This window comes from Mycolicibacterium arseniciresistens (genome assembly GCF_030519285.1).
GTDB lineage: Bacteria > Actinomycetota > Actinomycetes > Mycobacteriales > Mycobacteriaceae > Mycobacterium > Mycobacterium arseniciresistens.
On record NZ_JAUMSQ010000208.1, the window covers coordinates 1 to 13,802 of the forward strand.

17 protein-coding genes and 1 pseudogene are annotated in these 13,802 nt (G+C 68.4%); 14 read left to right on the forward strand and 4 right to left on the reverse strand.

The window, feature by feature from the left end:
* Window positions 1-476, forward strand: a 476-nt coding sequence (locus Q2100_RS21915) for a mannosyltransferase YkcB-related protein (RefSeq protein ID WP_456094143.1), incomplete at its 5' end; no start/stop codon positions are given.
* Window positions 477-653: 177 nt separating this feature from the next.
* Window positions 654-1,145: a beta-class carbonic anhydrase gene (locus Q2100_RS21920; RefSeq protein WP_302915753.1), complete on the forward strand. Its 492-nt coding sequence runs from the start codon at window positions 654-656 to the stop codon at window positions 1,143-1,145.
* 6 nt (window positions 1,146-1,151) lie between these two features.
* Here the strand turns inward: Q2100_RS21920 and Q2100_RS21925 are convergent, their stop codons facing one another.
* A complete protein-coding gene (locus tag Q2100_RS21925; RefSeq protein ID WP_302915767.1) occupies window positions 1,152-1,541 on the reverse strand; it encodes a PaaI family thioesterase in 390 nt (129 codons plus the stop codon).
* A gap of 217 nt (window positions 1,542-1,758) precedes the next feature.
* On the opposite strand from Q2100_RS21925, the pseudogene Q2100_RS21930 reads away from it, so the two are divergent.
* From Q2100_RS21930 to Q2100_RS21980, 11 genes and pseudogenes are all read left to right on the forward strand, one after another.
* Window positions 1,759-2,147: pseudogene (locus tag Q2100_RS21930) on the forward strand (heme-binding protein).
* Window positions 2,144-2,443 carry a hypothetical protein gene (locus Q2100_RS21935; protein WP_407667674.1) on the forward strand — a complete coding sequence of 100 codons (300 nt, stop codon included), beginning with the start codon at window positions 2,144-2,146 and terminating at the stop codon, window positions 2,441-2,443. Before Q2100_RS21930 ends, Q2100_RS21935 begins: the two are co-directional and overlap by 4 nt.
* A 215-nt stretch (window positions 2,444-2,658) precedes the next feature.
* A complete protein-coding gene (locus Q2100_RS21940) occupies window positions 2,659-2,874 on the forward strand; it encodes a ferredoxin (protein ID WP_302915755.1) in 216 nt (71 codons plus the stop codon).
* Window positions 2,871-4,268, forward strand: a complete 1,398-nt coding sequence (locus Q2100_RS21945; RefSeq protein ID WP_302915756.1) for an NAD(P)/FAD-dependent oxidoreductase — start codon at window positions 2,871-2,873, stop codon at window positions 4,266-4,268. Before Q2100_RS21940 ends, Q2100_RS21945 begins: the two co-directional genes overlap by 4 nt.
* Window positions 4,269-4,280: 12 nt before the next feature.
* Window positions 4,281-5,558, forward strand: coding sequence for a cytochrome P450 (locus tag Q2100_RS21950; protein ID WP_302915757.1), 1,278 nt, complete (start codon window positions 4,281-4,283; stop codon window positions 5,556-5,558).
* A 6-nt stretch (window positions 5,559-5,564) separates the two neighbouring features.
* Window positions 5,565-6,605: an NAD(P)-dependent alcohol dehydrogenase gene (locus Q2100_RS21955; RefSeq protein ID WP_302915758.1), complete on the forward strand. Its 1,041-nt coding sequence runs from the start codon at window positions 5,565-5,567 to the stop codon at window positions 6,603-6,605.
* 158 nt (window positions 6,606-6,763) lie between these two features.
* Window positions 6,764-7,693, forward strand: coding sequence for a sulfate adenylyltransferase subunit CysD (gene cysD / locus Q2100_RS21960; RefSeq protein ID WP_302915759.1), 930 nt, complete (start codon window positions 6,764-6,766; stop codon window positions 7,691-7,693).
* A 1-nt stretch (window position 7,694) separates the two neighbouring features.
* Window positions 7,695-9,539, forward strand: a complete 1,845-nt coding sequence (cysN, locus tag Q2100_RS21965; protein ID WP_302915760.1) for a sulfate adenylyltransferase subunit CysN — start codon at window positions 7,695-7,697, stop codon at window positions 9,537-9,539.
* Window positions 9,536-10,273: a 3'(2'),5'-bisphosphate nucleotidase CysQ gene (locus tag Q2100_RS21970; protein ID WP_302915761.1), complete on the forward strand. Its 738-nt coding sequence runs from the start codon at window positions 9,536-9,538 to the stop codon at window positions 10,271-10,273. The genes cysN and Q2100_RS21970 overlap by 4 nt, the downstream gene beginning before the upstream one ends.
* The gene (locus Q2100_RS21975; RefSeq protein WP_302915762.1) at window positions 10,270-10,935 is read left to right on the forward strand and encodes a pyridoxamine 5'-phosphate oxidase family protein; all 666 of its coding nucleotides are present in this window, start codon (window positions 10,270-10,272) and stop codon (window positions 10,933-10,935) included. The genes Q2100_RS21970 and Q2100_RS21975 overlap by 4 nt, the downstream gene beginning before the upstream one ends.
* Window positions 10,936-10,945: 10 nt before the next feature.
* Window positions 10,946-11,425 (forward strand): Rrf2 family transcriptional regulator, encoded by a 480-nt coding sequence (locus Q2100_RS21980; protein ID WP_269892194.1) that lies wholly within the window; start codon window positions 10,946-10,948, stop codon window positions 11,423-11,425.
* On the opposite strand, the gene Q2100_RS21985 is transcribed toward Q2100_RS21980, so the two are convergent.
* The gene (locus Q2100_RS21985) at window positions 11,422-12,495 is read right to left on the reverse strand and encodes an NAD(P)H-dependent amine dehydrogenase family protein (protein ID WP_302915763.1); all 1,074 of its coding nucleotides are present in this window, start codon (window positions 12,493-12,495) and stop codon (window positions 11,422-11,424) included. The two genes, Q2100_RS21980 and Q2100_RS21985, sit on opposite strands and share 4 nt — an antisense overlap.
* A complete protein-coding gene (locus tag Q2100_RS21990; RefSeq protein ID WP_302915764.1) occupies window positions 12,492-12,881 on the reverse strand; it encodes a VOC family protein in 390 nt (129 codons plus the stop codon). The genes Q2100_RS21985 and Q2100_RS21990 overlap by 4 nt, the downstream gene beginning before the upstream one ends.
* Before the next feature lie 54 nt (window positions 12,882-12,935).
* On the opposite strand from Q2100_RS21990, the gene Q2100_RS21995 reads away from it, so the two are divergent.
* Window positions 12,936-13,481, forward strand: coding sequence for a GNAT family N-acetyltransferase (locus tag Q2100_RS21995; protein ID WP_302915765.1), 546 nt, complete (start codon window positions 12,936-12,938; stop codon window positions 13,479-13,481).
* Window positions 13,482-13,491: 10 nt separating this feature from the next.
* On the opposite strand, the gene Q2100_RS22000 is transcribed toward Q2100_RS21995, so the two are convergent.
* On the reverse strand, window positions 13,492-13,802 hold a 311-nt coding region (locus Q2100_RS22000; RefSeq protein WP_302915766.1), incomplete at its 5' end, for a hypothetical protein.

A 13,802-nucleotide genomic window follows, 5' to 3' on the forward strand; every position in this document is an offset into this window, starting at 1 on the left:
CGTTGTCCTCGCTCGCCGCACCGGCGGCGTTCGCGATCTACAACGTGGTCCATCCCTCGAGCGGCCCGGGCACCATGTCGGGACCGGCGCGTGACGGCGGCTTCGGCGGTCCGGGCGGGCGCGGTCCCCGTGCGGCGGGTGACAGCGAAGCACTCGAGTCGCTGCTGACCTCGGTCGACCGTCGTTGGGCCGCAGCGGGTGTCGGGTCGATGAGTGTGAGCGGGCTGGAGCTGCGGACCGGCACGTCGATCATGGCGATCGGCGGGTTCTCCGGGGGCGACGACTCGCCGACGCTGATTCAGTTCCAGCAGTACGTCGCCGACGGCCAGGTCGGCTACTTCCTCGCGGGCGACGAGCGCGGCGGCCCGCCACGGCACCGCGGTGGCAGCGCCGCCGAGATCACGGCGTGGGTGGAGCGGAACTTCCCGGCCTCCGAGGTCGGCGGCGCCACGGTGTACGACCTGCGCACCCGCTGACCCGCCGCTTCTCCGCCGAGCAGACGCAAATTCGCACGCAAATACCTGTTTCGGTGCGACTTTGCGTCTGCTCGCGGGAGGCGGTGACCCAGAATCGTGCTGATTCCCAATGCAGTCATGCGCATGGGTGTGTTGTTATCTTCTGGGCGTTTGGCTGCCGCGACCGCAGGAGGACCCATGTCCGCGACCGACGAGTACCTGAAGAACAACGAGGACTACGCCAGGAACTTCAGCGGGCCGCTGCCGCTGCCGCCGAGCCGGCATGTCGCCGTGGTGGCGTGCATGGACGCCAGGCTGGACGTGTACCGGATCCTCGGCCTGGCCGAGGGGGAGGCGCACGTCATCCGCAACGCCGGCGGCGTCGTCACCGACGACGAGATCCGCTCGCTGGCAATCAGTCAGCGCCTGCTCGGAACCACCGAGATCATCCTGATCCACCACACCGACTGCGGCATGCTCACGTTCACCGACGACGACTTCAAGCGGTCGATCCAGGAGGAGACCGGCCTGAAGCCGCAGTGGGCCGCCGAGGCCTTTCCGGATCTCGAGGAGGATGTGCGTCAGTCCATCCGCCGCATCGAGGCCAGCCCCTTCGTCACCAAGCATGAATCGTTGCGGGGCTTCGTGTTCGACGTCGCCACCGGGAAACTGAACGAGGTCACGGCCTAGCCTGCGTCAGCCAACCTTGTAGGTGGCGATCGCCGTGGCCACCGCCGTGCCGTCGGGAGTGACGACGTCGACGTCGCAGTTGACGAGGGTCTTGCCGCGCCGCAGCACCCGGCCGACACCGACGAGGTCGGTGGCCCGCGCGGGCGCGAGATAGTGGACGGTCATCGACGTGGTGACCCCGCGCAGATCGTCAGGCACGTCGGCGCCCGCCCACGCTGCCGCCATCACGGTGACGTCGGCCAGCGCTGCGATCGCTCCGCCGTGCACCATGTCGCCGATCGTGGTGTTGGCCGGGTTCCACGGCAGCAGTAGCCGCACCTCGTCGGCGTCCAGCTCCTCGGCGACGATGCCCAGCTTGACGGCGAACGGGGACTGCGGGATGAAGGCGGCCATCACATCGGCGCCGGTGCGGGGCTGGGTCGGAGTCGTCATGTCTCCAGTATCGGGAGCAGGGCAATTACCTCCGGGGTAAGCGGGTTGCGTCAGCGCTGCGATGCTCGGCGCCGAACCGCCAATCGCGTCAATATCCTCTGGGTGGTCCGCTGGAAGTGCTTAGCTTCGAGTGTCGGTAACCGTCCGGTTGCGGTCCAGACCAGAGGAAAGGCGGTCACCGATGTTCATGTCAGGTTCTTCCGCACACCGTGCGATGACCGGATTGATCGGCAGCGGGGTGATGGCCGGTGCGTTGTTGTTCGGCGGTGCCGCACTGGCGTCCGCGCAACCTCTGCCCCCTCCTCCGCCCGCGCCTCCTGGCTGCTCAGCCGCGGATCTTGCCCAAGCCTCGGGCACAGTGGGAACCGCGATGGGGGTTTATCTCTTCAGCCACCCGGACGTCAACAATTCTTCACCAGCCTGCGTGGGCTGCCGAACGAGGAAGTGCGCGGCAGGGTCCAGACCTACATGGACGCCAACCCCCAGGTCGAGGCCGAGATCAACGGGATCCGTCGGCCGGTCTCCGACCTGCGGGCACGCTGCGATGCACCAGCCCCTGTGGGTGGATGATGACTCATTCGACACGGACGTGGGCCGCCGCCTCGGTGTGCGTCTTCGCCTTTGCGACCATCCCTGCCGCGATCGTCACCGTCACCGGTCCCGGGATCGCGAACGCCGATGTGTGCGTCAACGCCGGCAGGCGAGTATCGGTGAGCGGCTGTGCCAACATCGCCGACGCGGTGGCGCCGTACGTTCCGCCGCCTGCCTACTACGCGCCCATGCCGTACGACCCACCGCCGCCTCCGAACGTCACCGGGTGCGTCAGCTACAACGGCCGATGGGTCAACGCGGGCGGGTGCAACTGAGTCTCTCGGGTCGAAAAGCCCGCGGCCCACGGCCCGGTCGCCCGAGAACCACAGCAGTGAATCCGGGGCTCACTCTGCCCGCATTCACTGCACTTCGTTGCTCGTTCATTACCGCAGCACATGCGGCTGATTTACCGTAGCGTCAGCAGGATCGCTCAGAGTTTGCGAGCAGCGCTGACCAGCCCTCGGCGCCGGTTGAGAAGGAGCCGAAAAGCATGCGCATTGTCGTGGACTTGAACAGGTGCCTGGGATATGCGCAATGCGTCCCGCTGGCGCCCGACGTGCTCCAGCTGCAGGGCGAGGAGGCGCTCGCCTACGACCCGAACCCCGACGATTCGCAACGCCAGCAGGTCGCCCGAGCGGTCGCGTCGTGCCCGGTGCAGGCGATCATCGCGGAAATGGATCCCCCCTCGGATCGGGTGACACTGTGAGGTCGCTGATCGACGACCTGGTCAGGACATTCAAAGCCGAGGGCCGGATCGTCATCGTTGGGGCATCGCTGACGGGCTTGCGCGCCGCAGAAGCCCTGCGAGACGAGGGATTCACCGGATCACTGACCATCATCGGCGATGAAGACCACGAGCCGTACGATCGCCCGCCGCTGTCCAAACAGGTGCTCAAGGGATGGGTGCCGGCCGAGAACACCAAGCTGCCGCGACTGCGTGAAGTCAACGCCGACTGGCGACTGGGGGTGGCGGCCACCGGTCTGGATCGCGACAACCGGGAAGTGCTTCTCGCCAACGGCGACAAGGTGCCCTACGACCGGTTGTTGATCGCCACCGGCGTCCGCTCCCGCGCGTGGTTCAACCCCGAAGAAGCGAAGCTCAAGGGCCTCTACACCCTGCGCACGAGCGACGATGCCGCGAAGATCCAGGCGGCTTTCAAGGCCCGGCCGAAACGGGTGCTGATCGTCGGGGCCGGGTTCATCGGGTCCGAAATGGCTTCGGTATGCCGTGATCTCGGACTGGACGTCACGGTCGCGGAGCGCTCCAGCGCACCGCTGGTCGGACCTCTGGGTGGGGTGATCGGCGACATCGCCGCCAAGATGCAACGGGACGCCGGCGTCGATCTGCGCACCGGGGTGGCGGTGGAGGCCCTCAAGGGCGATGCCGACGGTCATGTCCGGCAGGCTCAGCTTTCTGACGGCACCCTGCTCGACGTCGATGTCGTGGTGGCGTCGCTGGGGTCCGTCCGCAACATCGAATGGCTCGAGGGCGCCGAACTCGCCAGCGGGTTCTGGGGTGTGGCGTGCGACGCCGGCTGCCGCGCCTTCGACATCAACGGCGTGGTGACCGACAACATCTTCGTCGCCGGTGACATCGCGCGGGCCCCGCACGTGCTCTACGAGTACCAGTTCATGGCGATCGAGCACGTGGACGCCGCTGTGCTGGGCGCTCGGACCGCGGCGCACAACATGGTCAACCTCGAGAAGGGGCGGCGTCCGCACCTGCCGCTGCCGCAGTTCTGGTCCGGTCAGTTCGGCGTGAACATCAAGGGGGTCGGCGTCTGTTCCTTCGGCGACGAGATCGTGTTCACGCAGGGCTCGGTGGAGGATCTCCGCTTCGCCGCGGCCTTCGGCAAGAACGGCCGCATCGTCGGTGCCATCACCTTCAATCACGGCAAGTGGCTGGAGTACTACGCCAGGCTCATCGAGCAGTCGGCGCCGTTCCCGCCGCCGCCACCCGGCTATGACGTGCCCACCGACTCCGAGCCGATGTCGGCGCGTTTCGGCGATCCGCGCGCACCGACCGGGATACCCGATGTCGTTCTCACCGGCCACGATCCGACCTCACGGGGCGCCGAGTACCGCCCCAAAGCCCGCTAGGACTGGAGCCCGATGACCACCGCAGAGACCGCCTGGACCGAGGCGATGAGGTACGAGAACCGCCACGACCCCTACCGATTCTTCGACGAGCTACGAAAGACACCCGTGGTGCAGGTGGCCGACAAGGTCTACGTCGTCACCGGATACCGCGAGCTGCTGCAACTCGCGCACGACCCGCACGTCAGCTCGGACATCTCGAAGAGTCCGATCTCGGCCCAGCCGGCGACCCCCACGCAGGCCGACGTCGGCGCCGAGCACATGCAGGCATACGGCCGGGAGCCGAGCCTGATCGTGTCGGATCCAGCCAAACACGACAGGCAGCGCCGACAGGTGATGCGGCACTTCGCGCCGCCGCACTCGCCGAACGTGATCCCCGCCATGGCCGCCGACATCCAGGTGCTCTGCGACGACTCGTTGAACAAGGCCAAGGCAAAGGGCGGCAACACCTTCGACGTCGTCGACGACTACGCCTACCCGGTTCCGGTGGCCGTCATCTGCCAGATCCTCGGCGTTCCGCTGAAGGACGAGCCCACCTTCCACGGCTGGATCTTCGATTTCATGGCGGGCGCCGACATGGGACCGGACGCAGCCACCGAAGAGGGGCAGGCCCGCAAGCAGAAGGGCAAGGAGAGCACCGCGGCGCTCACCGCGTACTTGGCCGACCTGATCCAGGGCTTCCTGACGGACCCGCAGGACAACGTGCTGTCGAAGATGGTGAACGACCACGACGGTCCGGACGGACCGATGACGCCCCGGGAGGCCGCTGCCAACGCGATGCTCCTGCTGATCGCCGGTCACGACTCGACGGTCAACACCATCGCCCACTGTGTGTTGCTCCTGCTGCGCAACCCCGAATCGCTCGACCTGCTCCGCGACAAGCCGGAACTCATCCCCAAGGCGATCGAAGAGGTGTTGCGGCTGCAGTCAGCTGTCCAGTTCTTCCCCAGCCGCAGCGTCACCGCCGACGTGGAGGTCGGGGGCACCGTGATCCCCGCGGGATCGGCCGTGCATCTGCTCTACGGGGCCGCCAACCGCGACCCGAAGCGGTTCCCGGACCCGGACAAGTTCGACATCCAGCGGCCCGACAATCAGCACGTCGGCTGGGGCCGGGGAGTGCACAGCTGCGTCGGTGGGCCACTGGCGCGACTCGAGGTCAACATCGCGGTCGAGACGTTCCTGCGCCGGGTCGAGAATCCGCGACTCGTCGTCGATCCGCCGCCCTATAGACAGAATCAGGTCTTCCGCGGACCGCTGCATCTCGAGGTCGAGTTCGACCGGATCACGGACTAGCTCGCCGTGAGGGCGTTCCAGTTCGTCGAATGGCAGCAGCCGGGGCAGCTTCGAGACGTACCGGTGCCCGAGCCCGGCCCGGGGGAGGTGCTGATCAAAGTCGGCGGCGCCGGCGCATGCCACTCCGATCTGCACATCTTGGAGTCGCCACCCGACACCACGGCCTTCACGCTCCCGTTCACACTCGGACACGAGAATGCCGGCTGGGTCGAGACGATGGGGCCCGGCGCAACCGGATTCTCGCCCGGCGACCCCGTCGTCGTGTACGGCCCGTGGGGCTGCGGGCTGTGCATGAACTGCCGCCAGGGCATGGAGAACTATTGCCAGACACCGGGCAAGCCCAGTCCCGGCGGCCTCGGCGGCGCCGACGGCGGTATGGCCGAGTTCCTGCTCGTGCCGTCGACGCGCTACCTGATTCCGTTGGGCGACCTCGACCCCCGGGATGCCGCCCCGCTCACCGACGCTGGGCTCACCAGCTTCCACGCGGTGAAGCGCTCCGTTCACCTCCTCGGCCCGGGATCGACCGCGGTCGTCATCGGCGCCGGCGGGCTGGGACAGATGGCCATCCAGGTGCTCAAGGCGCTGTGCTCCGCGACAACCGTTGTGGCCGTTGATACCTCGGACGACAAGCTGGAGATCGCGAAAACTCTCGGTGCCGACGAAGCCCTCCTTTCCGGTGACGGTGCCGTCAAGCGGATCAAGGACATCACGAAGGGCCACGGCGCGGAGGTCGTCCTCGATTTCGTCGCCGTGAACCCGACGCTGACGATGGCGGCGCAGGTGGCGCGGGTGCTCGGCCACATCACGATCATCGGTGTGGGCGGTGCGGCGTTGCCGGTGAACTTCCACAGCCCGCCCAACGAGTGCTCGGTCGCCGCACCGTTCTGGGGATCCATTCCGGAGCTGATCGAGGTGATCGACCTCGCGCAGTCGGGAAAGATCAAGATGCTCGTCGAGCACTTTCCTCTTGACGATGCGGCCCACGCCTATCACCTGCTCCACGAGGGCAAGATCCACGGCCGCGCCGTCATCACGCCGAACGACTGACGCCGAGCGTGTGGCGTGTCGTCGCCGAACCGGCCGCTATTCGACGACTCGCCGCACCATCGGGCCCTGACCGGCCGTTGACACATCCGCCGTCGGCTGGTTCCATATCCAACTATGCAGATTAACCTGGTCAGTTCTACCAACTTAATGGGGAAGTGATGACGGCGACGCAGGAAGCCCTCGCCCAGACGGCCCGGTACGAGCTGAGTCATCTGCGCGTGCTGGAGGCCGAGGCAATCCACATCATCCGCGAGGTCGCCGCCGAATTCGAGCGGCCGGTGCTGCTGTTCTCCGGCGGCAAGGACTCCATCGTGATGCTGCACCTGGCGCTGAAGGCCTTCCGACCCGGACGACTCCCGTTCCCGGTGATGCACGTCGACACCGGGCACAACTTCGACGAGGTCCTGCAGGCCCGCGACGACCTGGTCGCCGCGTCGGGCGTCCGGCTGGTCGTGGCCAGTGTGCAGGACGACATCGACGCGGGCCGCGTGGTCGAGACCATCCCGTCGCGCAACCCGATGCAGACCTTCACGCTGCTGCGCGCCATTCGGGAGAACAAGTTCGACGCCGCGTTCGGCGGTGCGCGCCGCGACGAGGAGAAGGCCCGCGCCAAGGAGCGGGTGTTCTCGTTCCGCGACGAATTCGGCCAGTGGGACCCCAAGGCGCAGCGGCCCGAGCTGTGGAACCTGTACAACGGCCGCCACCACAAGGGCGAGCACATCCGCGCCTTCCCGCTGTCCAACTGGACCGAGTTCGACATCTGGTCCTACATCGGTGCCGAGAAGATCGCCCTGCCGTCGATCTACTACGCCCACCAGCGCAAGGTGTTCAAGCGGGACGGCATGTGGCTGGCCGTGCACCGGTACCTGCAGCCGCGCAAGGACGAGGACGTCGTCGAGAAGACCGTCCGGTTCCGCACCGTCGGTGACGTCACGTGCACCGGATGTGTCGAGTCGACCGCCGCCACCGTCAACGAGGTGATCGCCGAGACCGCAATATCCCGGCTGACCGAGCGTGGCGCCACCCGCGCCGACGACCGGATCTCCGAGGCCGGCATGGAGGACCGCAAGCGAGAGGGCTACTTCTGACATGGCGACATTGCTTCGGCTCGCGACCGCGGGCTCGGTGGACGACGGCAAGTCGACACTGATCGGCCGGCTGCTCTACGACTCCAAGGCCGTGATGGAGGACCAACTCGCAGCCGTCGAACGCACCTCCAAGGAACGCGGGAACGACTACACCGACCTCGCGCTCGTCACCGACGGGCTGCGCGCCGAGCGGGAGCAGGGCATCACGATCGATGTCGCCTACCGCTACTTCGCCACGCCCAAGCGGAAATTCATCATCGCCGACACCCCCGGCCACACCCAGTACACCCGCAACATGGTCACCGGCACGTCGACGGCGCAGCTGGCGATCGTCCTGGTCGACGCCCGGCACGGCCTGCTCGAGCAGTCCCGCAGGCATGCGTTCCTGGCGTCACTGCTCGGCATCCAGCACATCGTGCTCGCGGTGAACAAGATGGACCTGATCGGCTGGGACAGAGAACAGTTCGAGAAAATCCGTGACGATTTCCACGACTTCGCCGCGCGCCTGGACATCCACGACGTCACGACGATCCCGCTGTCGGCCCTGCTCGGCGACAACGTCGTGACGAAGTCCGACGCCACGCCCTGGTACGACGGCCCGGCGCTGCTGTCGCACCTCGAAGAGGTCTACATCGCCGGTGACCGCAACCTGATCGACGTCCGCTTCCCGGTGCAGTACGTCATCCGGCCACAGACCCACGAGCACCAGGACCACCGCAGCTACGCGGGCACCGTGGCCAGTGGCGTCATGCGCACCGGCGACGACGTGGTGGTGCTGCCGTCGGGCAAGACGTCGCACATCACCTCTATCGAGGGACCCGGCGGCCCCGTCGACGAGGCGTTCCCGCCGATGGCGGTGTCGGTCAGCTTGGCCGACGACATCGACATCTCGCGCGGCGACCTGATCGCCCGGCCGAACAACCAGCCGAGGGTGGCGCGCGATTTCGACGCCACGGTGTGCTGGATGGCCGACGAGGCGTCGCTGGAACCGGGCCGCGAGTACCTGATCAAGCAGACCACCCGCACGACGCGGGTGAAGGTGGCGGCGCTGGACTACCGGCTCGACGTGAACACGCTGCACCGGGACAAGTCCGCCACCGCGCTCAAACTCAACGAGCTGGGCCGCATCTCGCTGCGCAGCCAGGTTCCCCTGCTGCTCGACGAGTACAGCCGCAACGCCGCCACCGGATCCTTCATCCTGATCGACCCGAACACCAACGGCACCGTGGCGGCCGGAATGGTGTTGCGCGACAACCGCAACGACGTCGCCAGCCCCAACACCGTGCGGCACGAGTCGCTGGTGAGCACGCAGGACCGGCTGACCCGGGGCAGGACGGTGTGGTTCACCGGCCTGTCGGGTGCGGGCAAGTCGTCGGTGGCGATGCTGGTGGAGCAGAAGCTGCTGGAGAAGGGCGTGCCCGCCTACGTTCTCGACGGCGACAACCTGCGCCACGGGCTCAACGCCGACCTCGGATTCTCGATGGCCGACCGCGCGGAGAACCTGCGCAGGCTGGCGCACGTCGCCACGCTGCTCGCCGACTCCGGGCAGATCGTGCTGGTGCCGGCGATCAGTCCGCTGGAGGAGCACCGGGAACTCGCGCGCCGGGTGCACACCGAGGCGGGCACGGACTTCTTCGAGGTGTTCTGTGACACCCCGCTCGAGGATTGCGAGCGGCGTGATCCGAAGGGTCTGTACAAGAAGGCCCGCGCCGGGGAGATCACCCATTTCACCGGGATCGACAGTCCTTACCAGCGGCCGAAGAATCCCGACCTGCGGTTGACGTCCGACCACACGCCTGATGAACTCGCGGCCATGGTGATCGATCTGCTGGAGAGCCGCGAGTGAACGACCACGAGCTGGCCGCCCGGCTGGCGACCAGGGCGGGCGACCTGCTGCTCGACGTGCGGGCCGAGTTCGCGGACGCCGAGGTCGCCGAGCGGAAGGCCGCGGGGGACAAACGCTCCCACGACTTCCTGATGACGGAACTGGCATCTGCGAGGCCCGGTGACGCGGTGCTCTCCGAGGAGGGCGCCGACGATCCGGTCCGGCTGCGTTCGGCACGGGTGTGGATCGTCGATCCGCTCGACGGCACCCGCGAGTTCTCCGAACTCGGCCGCGACGACTGGGCGGTGCACGTCGCCCTCTGGCAGGACGGCGAGCTGGTGGCGGGCGCCGTCGCCCTCCCTGCGCAGAACACCACATTCGCCACACCCGAGGTGGCCTTGCCGGGCCCCATCGACGGCCCGCCGCGCATCGTGGTGTCGCGCACCCGGCCGCCGGCGATCGCGCTCGCGGTCCGCGACGCGCTCGGCGGTGAGCTCGTCGAAATGGGTTCCGCCGGTGCCAAGGTGGCGTCGGTGGTGCAGGGCCGCAGCGACGTGTACGTGCACGCGGGCGGTCAGTACGAATGGGATTCGGCCGCCCCGGTGGCGGTCGCGCGTGCGGCCGGTCTGCACACGTCCCGCATCGACGGGTCCCCGCTGCGGTACAACGCGGCCGATCCGAAACTGCCGGATCTGGTGGTGTGTCGCCCCGAACTCGCCGCGGCCGTGCTGGCCGTCACTACGCTCGGAGAATGACGCAGCCCTCGACGAACGTCACCCGGCTGAGCGGAAAGCAGACCACGTCGCGGGCCGCTCTGTACGAATTGCTCGCCGCCACACCGCTGGCCACCGTGGCGCTGGTGCGCGACGGGCATCCGGTGATGTTCCCGACGGGGTTCGCGCGCGTCGGTGACCACCTCGTGATCCACGGGTCGACGGGCTCGCCGTGGCTGCGCGCACTGTCGGCCGGCGCGCGGGCGGCGGTCTCGGTGACCACGCTCGACGGGGTCGTGGTCGCCCGCAGCGCCTTCGAGTCGTCCTTCCGGTACCGCAGCGCGGTCCTCTTCGGCGCCTTCGAACGCGTTCCCGACGACGAGAAGCCCGCCTGCCTGGAGACGCTGACCGACGCGTTCGTCCCGGGCCGGGTCGCCGAATTGCGGGCCAGCACCCGGAAGGAACTCGCCGCGACGCTGGCGCTGCGGCTGCCGATCGGCACCGACAACTGGTCGCTGAAGGTCAGCGCGGGCTGGCCTGAGGACCCCGAGGACGACATCGCCGCCGGCGGGTGGGCGGGAGTCGTGCCGATGGCGATGACCTATGGCGCTGCGCTGACCGCGCCGGACTGCGACCCCGCCACGCCGGTGCCTGCGTCGGTGCGCACGCTGTCCGGGCGAAACGGCGCCGCCGGCGGCTACTAACGTGTCGGGCATGCGAATGTCGGCCAAGGCGGAGTACGCCGTCCGGGCCATGGTGCAGCTGGCCACGACCGACGAGGGCGTCGTGGTCAAGACCGACGATCTCGCCAAGGCCCAGGGCATCCCCGCGCAGTTCCTCGTCGACATCCTCTCCGACCTTCGCACCGACCGGCTGGTGCGCAGCTACCGCGGCCGCGAGGGCGGTTACGAATTGGCGCGCCCGGCCGCCGAGATCAGCCTGGCCGATGTGCTGCGCTGCATCGACGGACCGCTGGCCAGCGTGCGCGACATCGGTCTGGGTGATCTGCCGTACTCGGGTCCGACGGCGGCCCTGACCGACGTGTGGCGTGCGCTTCGGGCGAGCATGCGCTCGGTGCTCGAACAGACGACATTGGCCGACGTGGCCAGCGGGGCGCTACCCGGGCACGTGGCGGCGTTGGCCACCGACTATCTCGGCCAGGAACGGCAGCGGGGTCACCACCCGCCGGTCTAGTTGCCGAATCCGCGGGCGCTGCGGATCAGCGGCAGCGTGGCCGTGGTGGCGAAGCCGGGCGGCGCCTCGCACACCGCAGGCACCGCGTTGAGGATCTGCATGCCGGTGGCGATGTTGGCGGCGTTCACGTGCTCGGCCATGGTGGCGGTGCGGCTGAAGCTGGCGAGCGAGATGAAGTGGGTGCGCATGGACGGGTCGCCCTCGATGGTCAGCGTCCAGCCGTGCTGCGGCGTCGGCCAGTGCGACGGGTACTCGTTGCCGACCGTCCAGAGCGTCTCGATCTCGACAAGCGGCCGGCCGTCGCGGCGGCCCACCCAGTTCCAACGCTGGCCGGCGGTGGTGCCGGCACGGAGCAGGTGGTCGAAGATCTGGTGATCCTCGACAGCGGCGACGGCCTCGACCGTGGCCGTCACCTCGTCGATGCCGGCGTGCAGCGCGTCGGCGAGCAGCCACACCTGCTCGGTGAAGATGCCGCTGTTGAAGGCGAGGAAATCGGTTGCGGTGGGGCTGATCTCGTCGACCGGGCGGCCGAAGCACATGTTGTCGAACGTGATGGCCGTGCTGTCGTAGACCGACCAGTCGGCCCGCTCCTGCAGCGTGATCCGCTCGATGGTGCGACACATGCCCGACAGCGCGAGCGGCAATGCGCCCGAGAGGTTTCCGGGGTTGATCCCGCTGCCGTGCACGCTGCTGGCACCCTGTCTGCACGCGCCGAGCAGACGGTCGCGGTCGGCGGCAGGCATCCGGTCGGGGTGGAACAGGAAGGCGGTGGTCACCACGTTCTTGCCACTGGCGAGCAGCGCGCACACGTCGTCGAGGTCGACGATGCGCGGTGTGTAGATCACGCAGTCGGCGTCGAGGGCGATGATCGCCGCGACGTCGGTGGTGGCGGTGACGCCGACCGGGGCGCGACCGATCAGGGTGCCGGCGTCCGCGCCGTCCTTGTCCGCGGAGTAGACCCGGACACCGACCAGTTCGAGGTCGGGTCGGTCCAGAGTGGCGGCGAGGACCTCGTTGCCGACCGCCCCGGTGGCCCACTGGATCACCCGGCAGGGCGGGCGCGCGGTCAACTGCCCGATCCGTATGGGCGGGTGATGATCTCCAGGTAGTGGCCGGACGGGTCCTGGAAGTAGACCCCGCGACCCCCGTCGTGATGATTGATCTCACCGGGGTGGGATCCGTGCGGGTCGGCCCAGTGCGGCATGTTCCGCTCCCGGATGCGGCCGTAGATCGCGTCGAACTCGTCCTCGGACACCAGGAATGCGTAGTGCTGCGGGTGGATCTCGGTGTCGGGTGGGACCTGCGCGTAGTCGAGGCTCACGCCGTGGTTGAGCGTGACGGCGAGGAACGGCCCGAACTCCTGCGCATCGGGAAGGCCGAACAGTTCGGTGAGGAACGCCGCCGATTCCTGGCGGTCCCGGGCGGCGACGATGGTGTGGTTGAACGTGATTGCCATGTCACCTCAGTCAAGCAGTGCAGCGGCGCGGGGGCAAGGATGCACGATGGCACCATGCCGGATGACGCGATCGCAGAGGTCCCCGTCCTCACCGGGCCGCGGGTGCGGCTGAGGGCGCCGAGGATCGAGGACGCGGAGGCCGTGTTTCACGGGTTTGCAAAGGACCCCGAGGTGACGCGGTACCTGTCCTGGCGACCGCACACCGACGTGGCCGAGACCCGCCGGGTGATCACCGAGTTCTACAACGTCGGCGACCACACGCCCCGGCTCATCGAGTGGCGCGAGTCCGGCGAGATCGTCGGCGTGTGCGGCACGACGCGTCTGTCCGGGCACGCCGTCGAGCTCGGGTATTGCCTCGGCCGACAGTGGTGGGGCCGCGGGATCGTGTCGGAAGTGGTGGCGGTGCTGCTGGAGGCGATCCGGACGGACGACCGGATCTACCGCGTCGCGGCGTGCTGCCACCCCGACAACGCCGCCTCGGCGGCCGTGCTGCGCAACAGCGGCCTGGCGTTCGAGGGCAGGCTGGCGCGGTATGCGTTGCTGCCCAACCTCTCTGACGAACCGCAGGACATGCTGCTGTTCGGAATGGCGGTCCGCTGACGGGGCCTGCCTAAATGTGGCCCGGCCCGCCCATGCCCATACCCATCCCGCCGCCGAAGCCGCCGGTGTGGATACCGCCGCCCATGCCGATGTGGCCGAGGCCGCCCATACCCATGCCGCCACCCATGCCACCGGGCATGCCGATGTGGCCGATTCCGGCAGGTCCGCCAATGCCGCCCATGCCGGGGATGCCTCCGGGTCCGCCCATGCCGGGTATGCCGCCGGGACCGCCCGTGCCGGGGATGCCGGCAGGTCCGCCGAGCCCGGCGGGTCCACCCATCGGCGGTGGAGCGATGGGCGGCGGCGCGATGGGTGGCGGCG

Excerpts from the sequence above, each read along its gene's own strand:
- Q2100_RS21920 (WP_302915753.1), top strand. The coding sequence starts at position 654 with ATGTCCGCGACCGACGAGTACCTGAAGAACAACGAGGACTACGCCAGG.
- Q2100_RS21980 (WP_269892194.1), top strand. The coding sequence starts at position 10,946 with ATGCGAATGTCGGCCAAGGCGGAGTACGCCGTCCGGGCCATGGTGCAG.
- Q2100_RS21990 (WP_302915764.1), bottom strand. The coding sequence starts at position 12,881 with ATGGCAATCACGTTCAACCACACCATCGTCGCCGCCCGGGACCGCCAG.
- Q2100_RS21950 (WP_302915757.1), top strand. The coding sequence starts at position 4,281 with ATGACCACCGCAGAGACCGCCTGGACCGAGGCGATGAGGTACGAGAAC.
- Q2100_RS21940 (WP_302915755.1), top strand. The coding sequence starts at position 2,659 with ATGCGCATTGTCGTGGACTTGAACAGGTGCCTGGGATATGCGCAATGC.
- cysN (WP_302915760.1), top strand. The coding sequence starts at position 7,695 with ATGGCGACATTGCTTCGGCTCGCGACCGCGGGCTCGGTGGACGACGGC.
- Q2100_RS21935 (WP_407667674.1), top strand. The coding sequence starts at position 2,144 with ATGATGACTCATTCGACACGGACGTGGGCCGCCGCCTCGGTGTGCGTC.
- Q2100_RS21975 (WP_302915762.1), top strand. The coding sequence starts at position 10,270 with ATGACGCAGCCCTCGACGAACGTCACCCGGCTGAGCGGAAAGCAGACC.
- cysD (WP_302915759.1), top strand. The coding sequence starts at position 6,764 with ATGACGGCGACGCAGGAAGCCCTCGCCCAGACGGCCCGGTACGAGCTG.
- Q2100_RS21995 (WP_302915765.1), top strand. The coding sequence starts at position 12,936 with ATGCCGGATGACGCGATCGCAGAGGTCCCCGTCCTCACCGGGCCGCGG.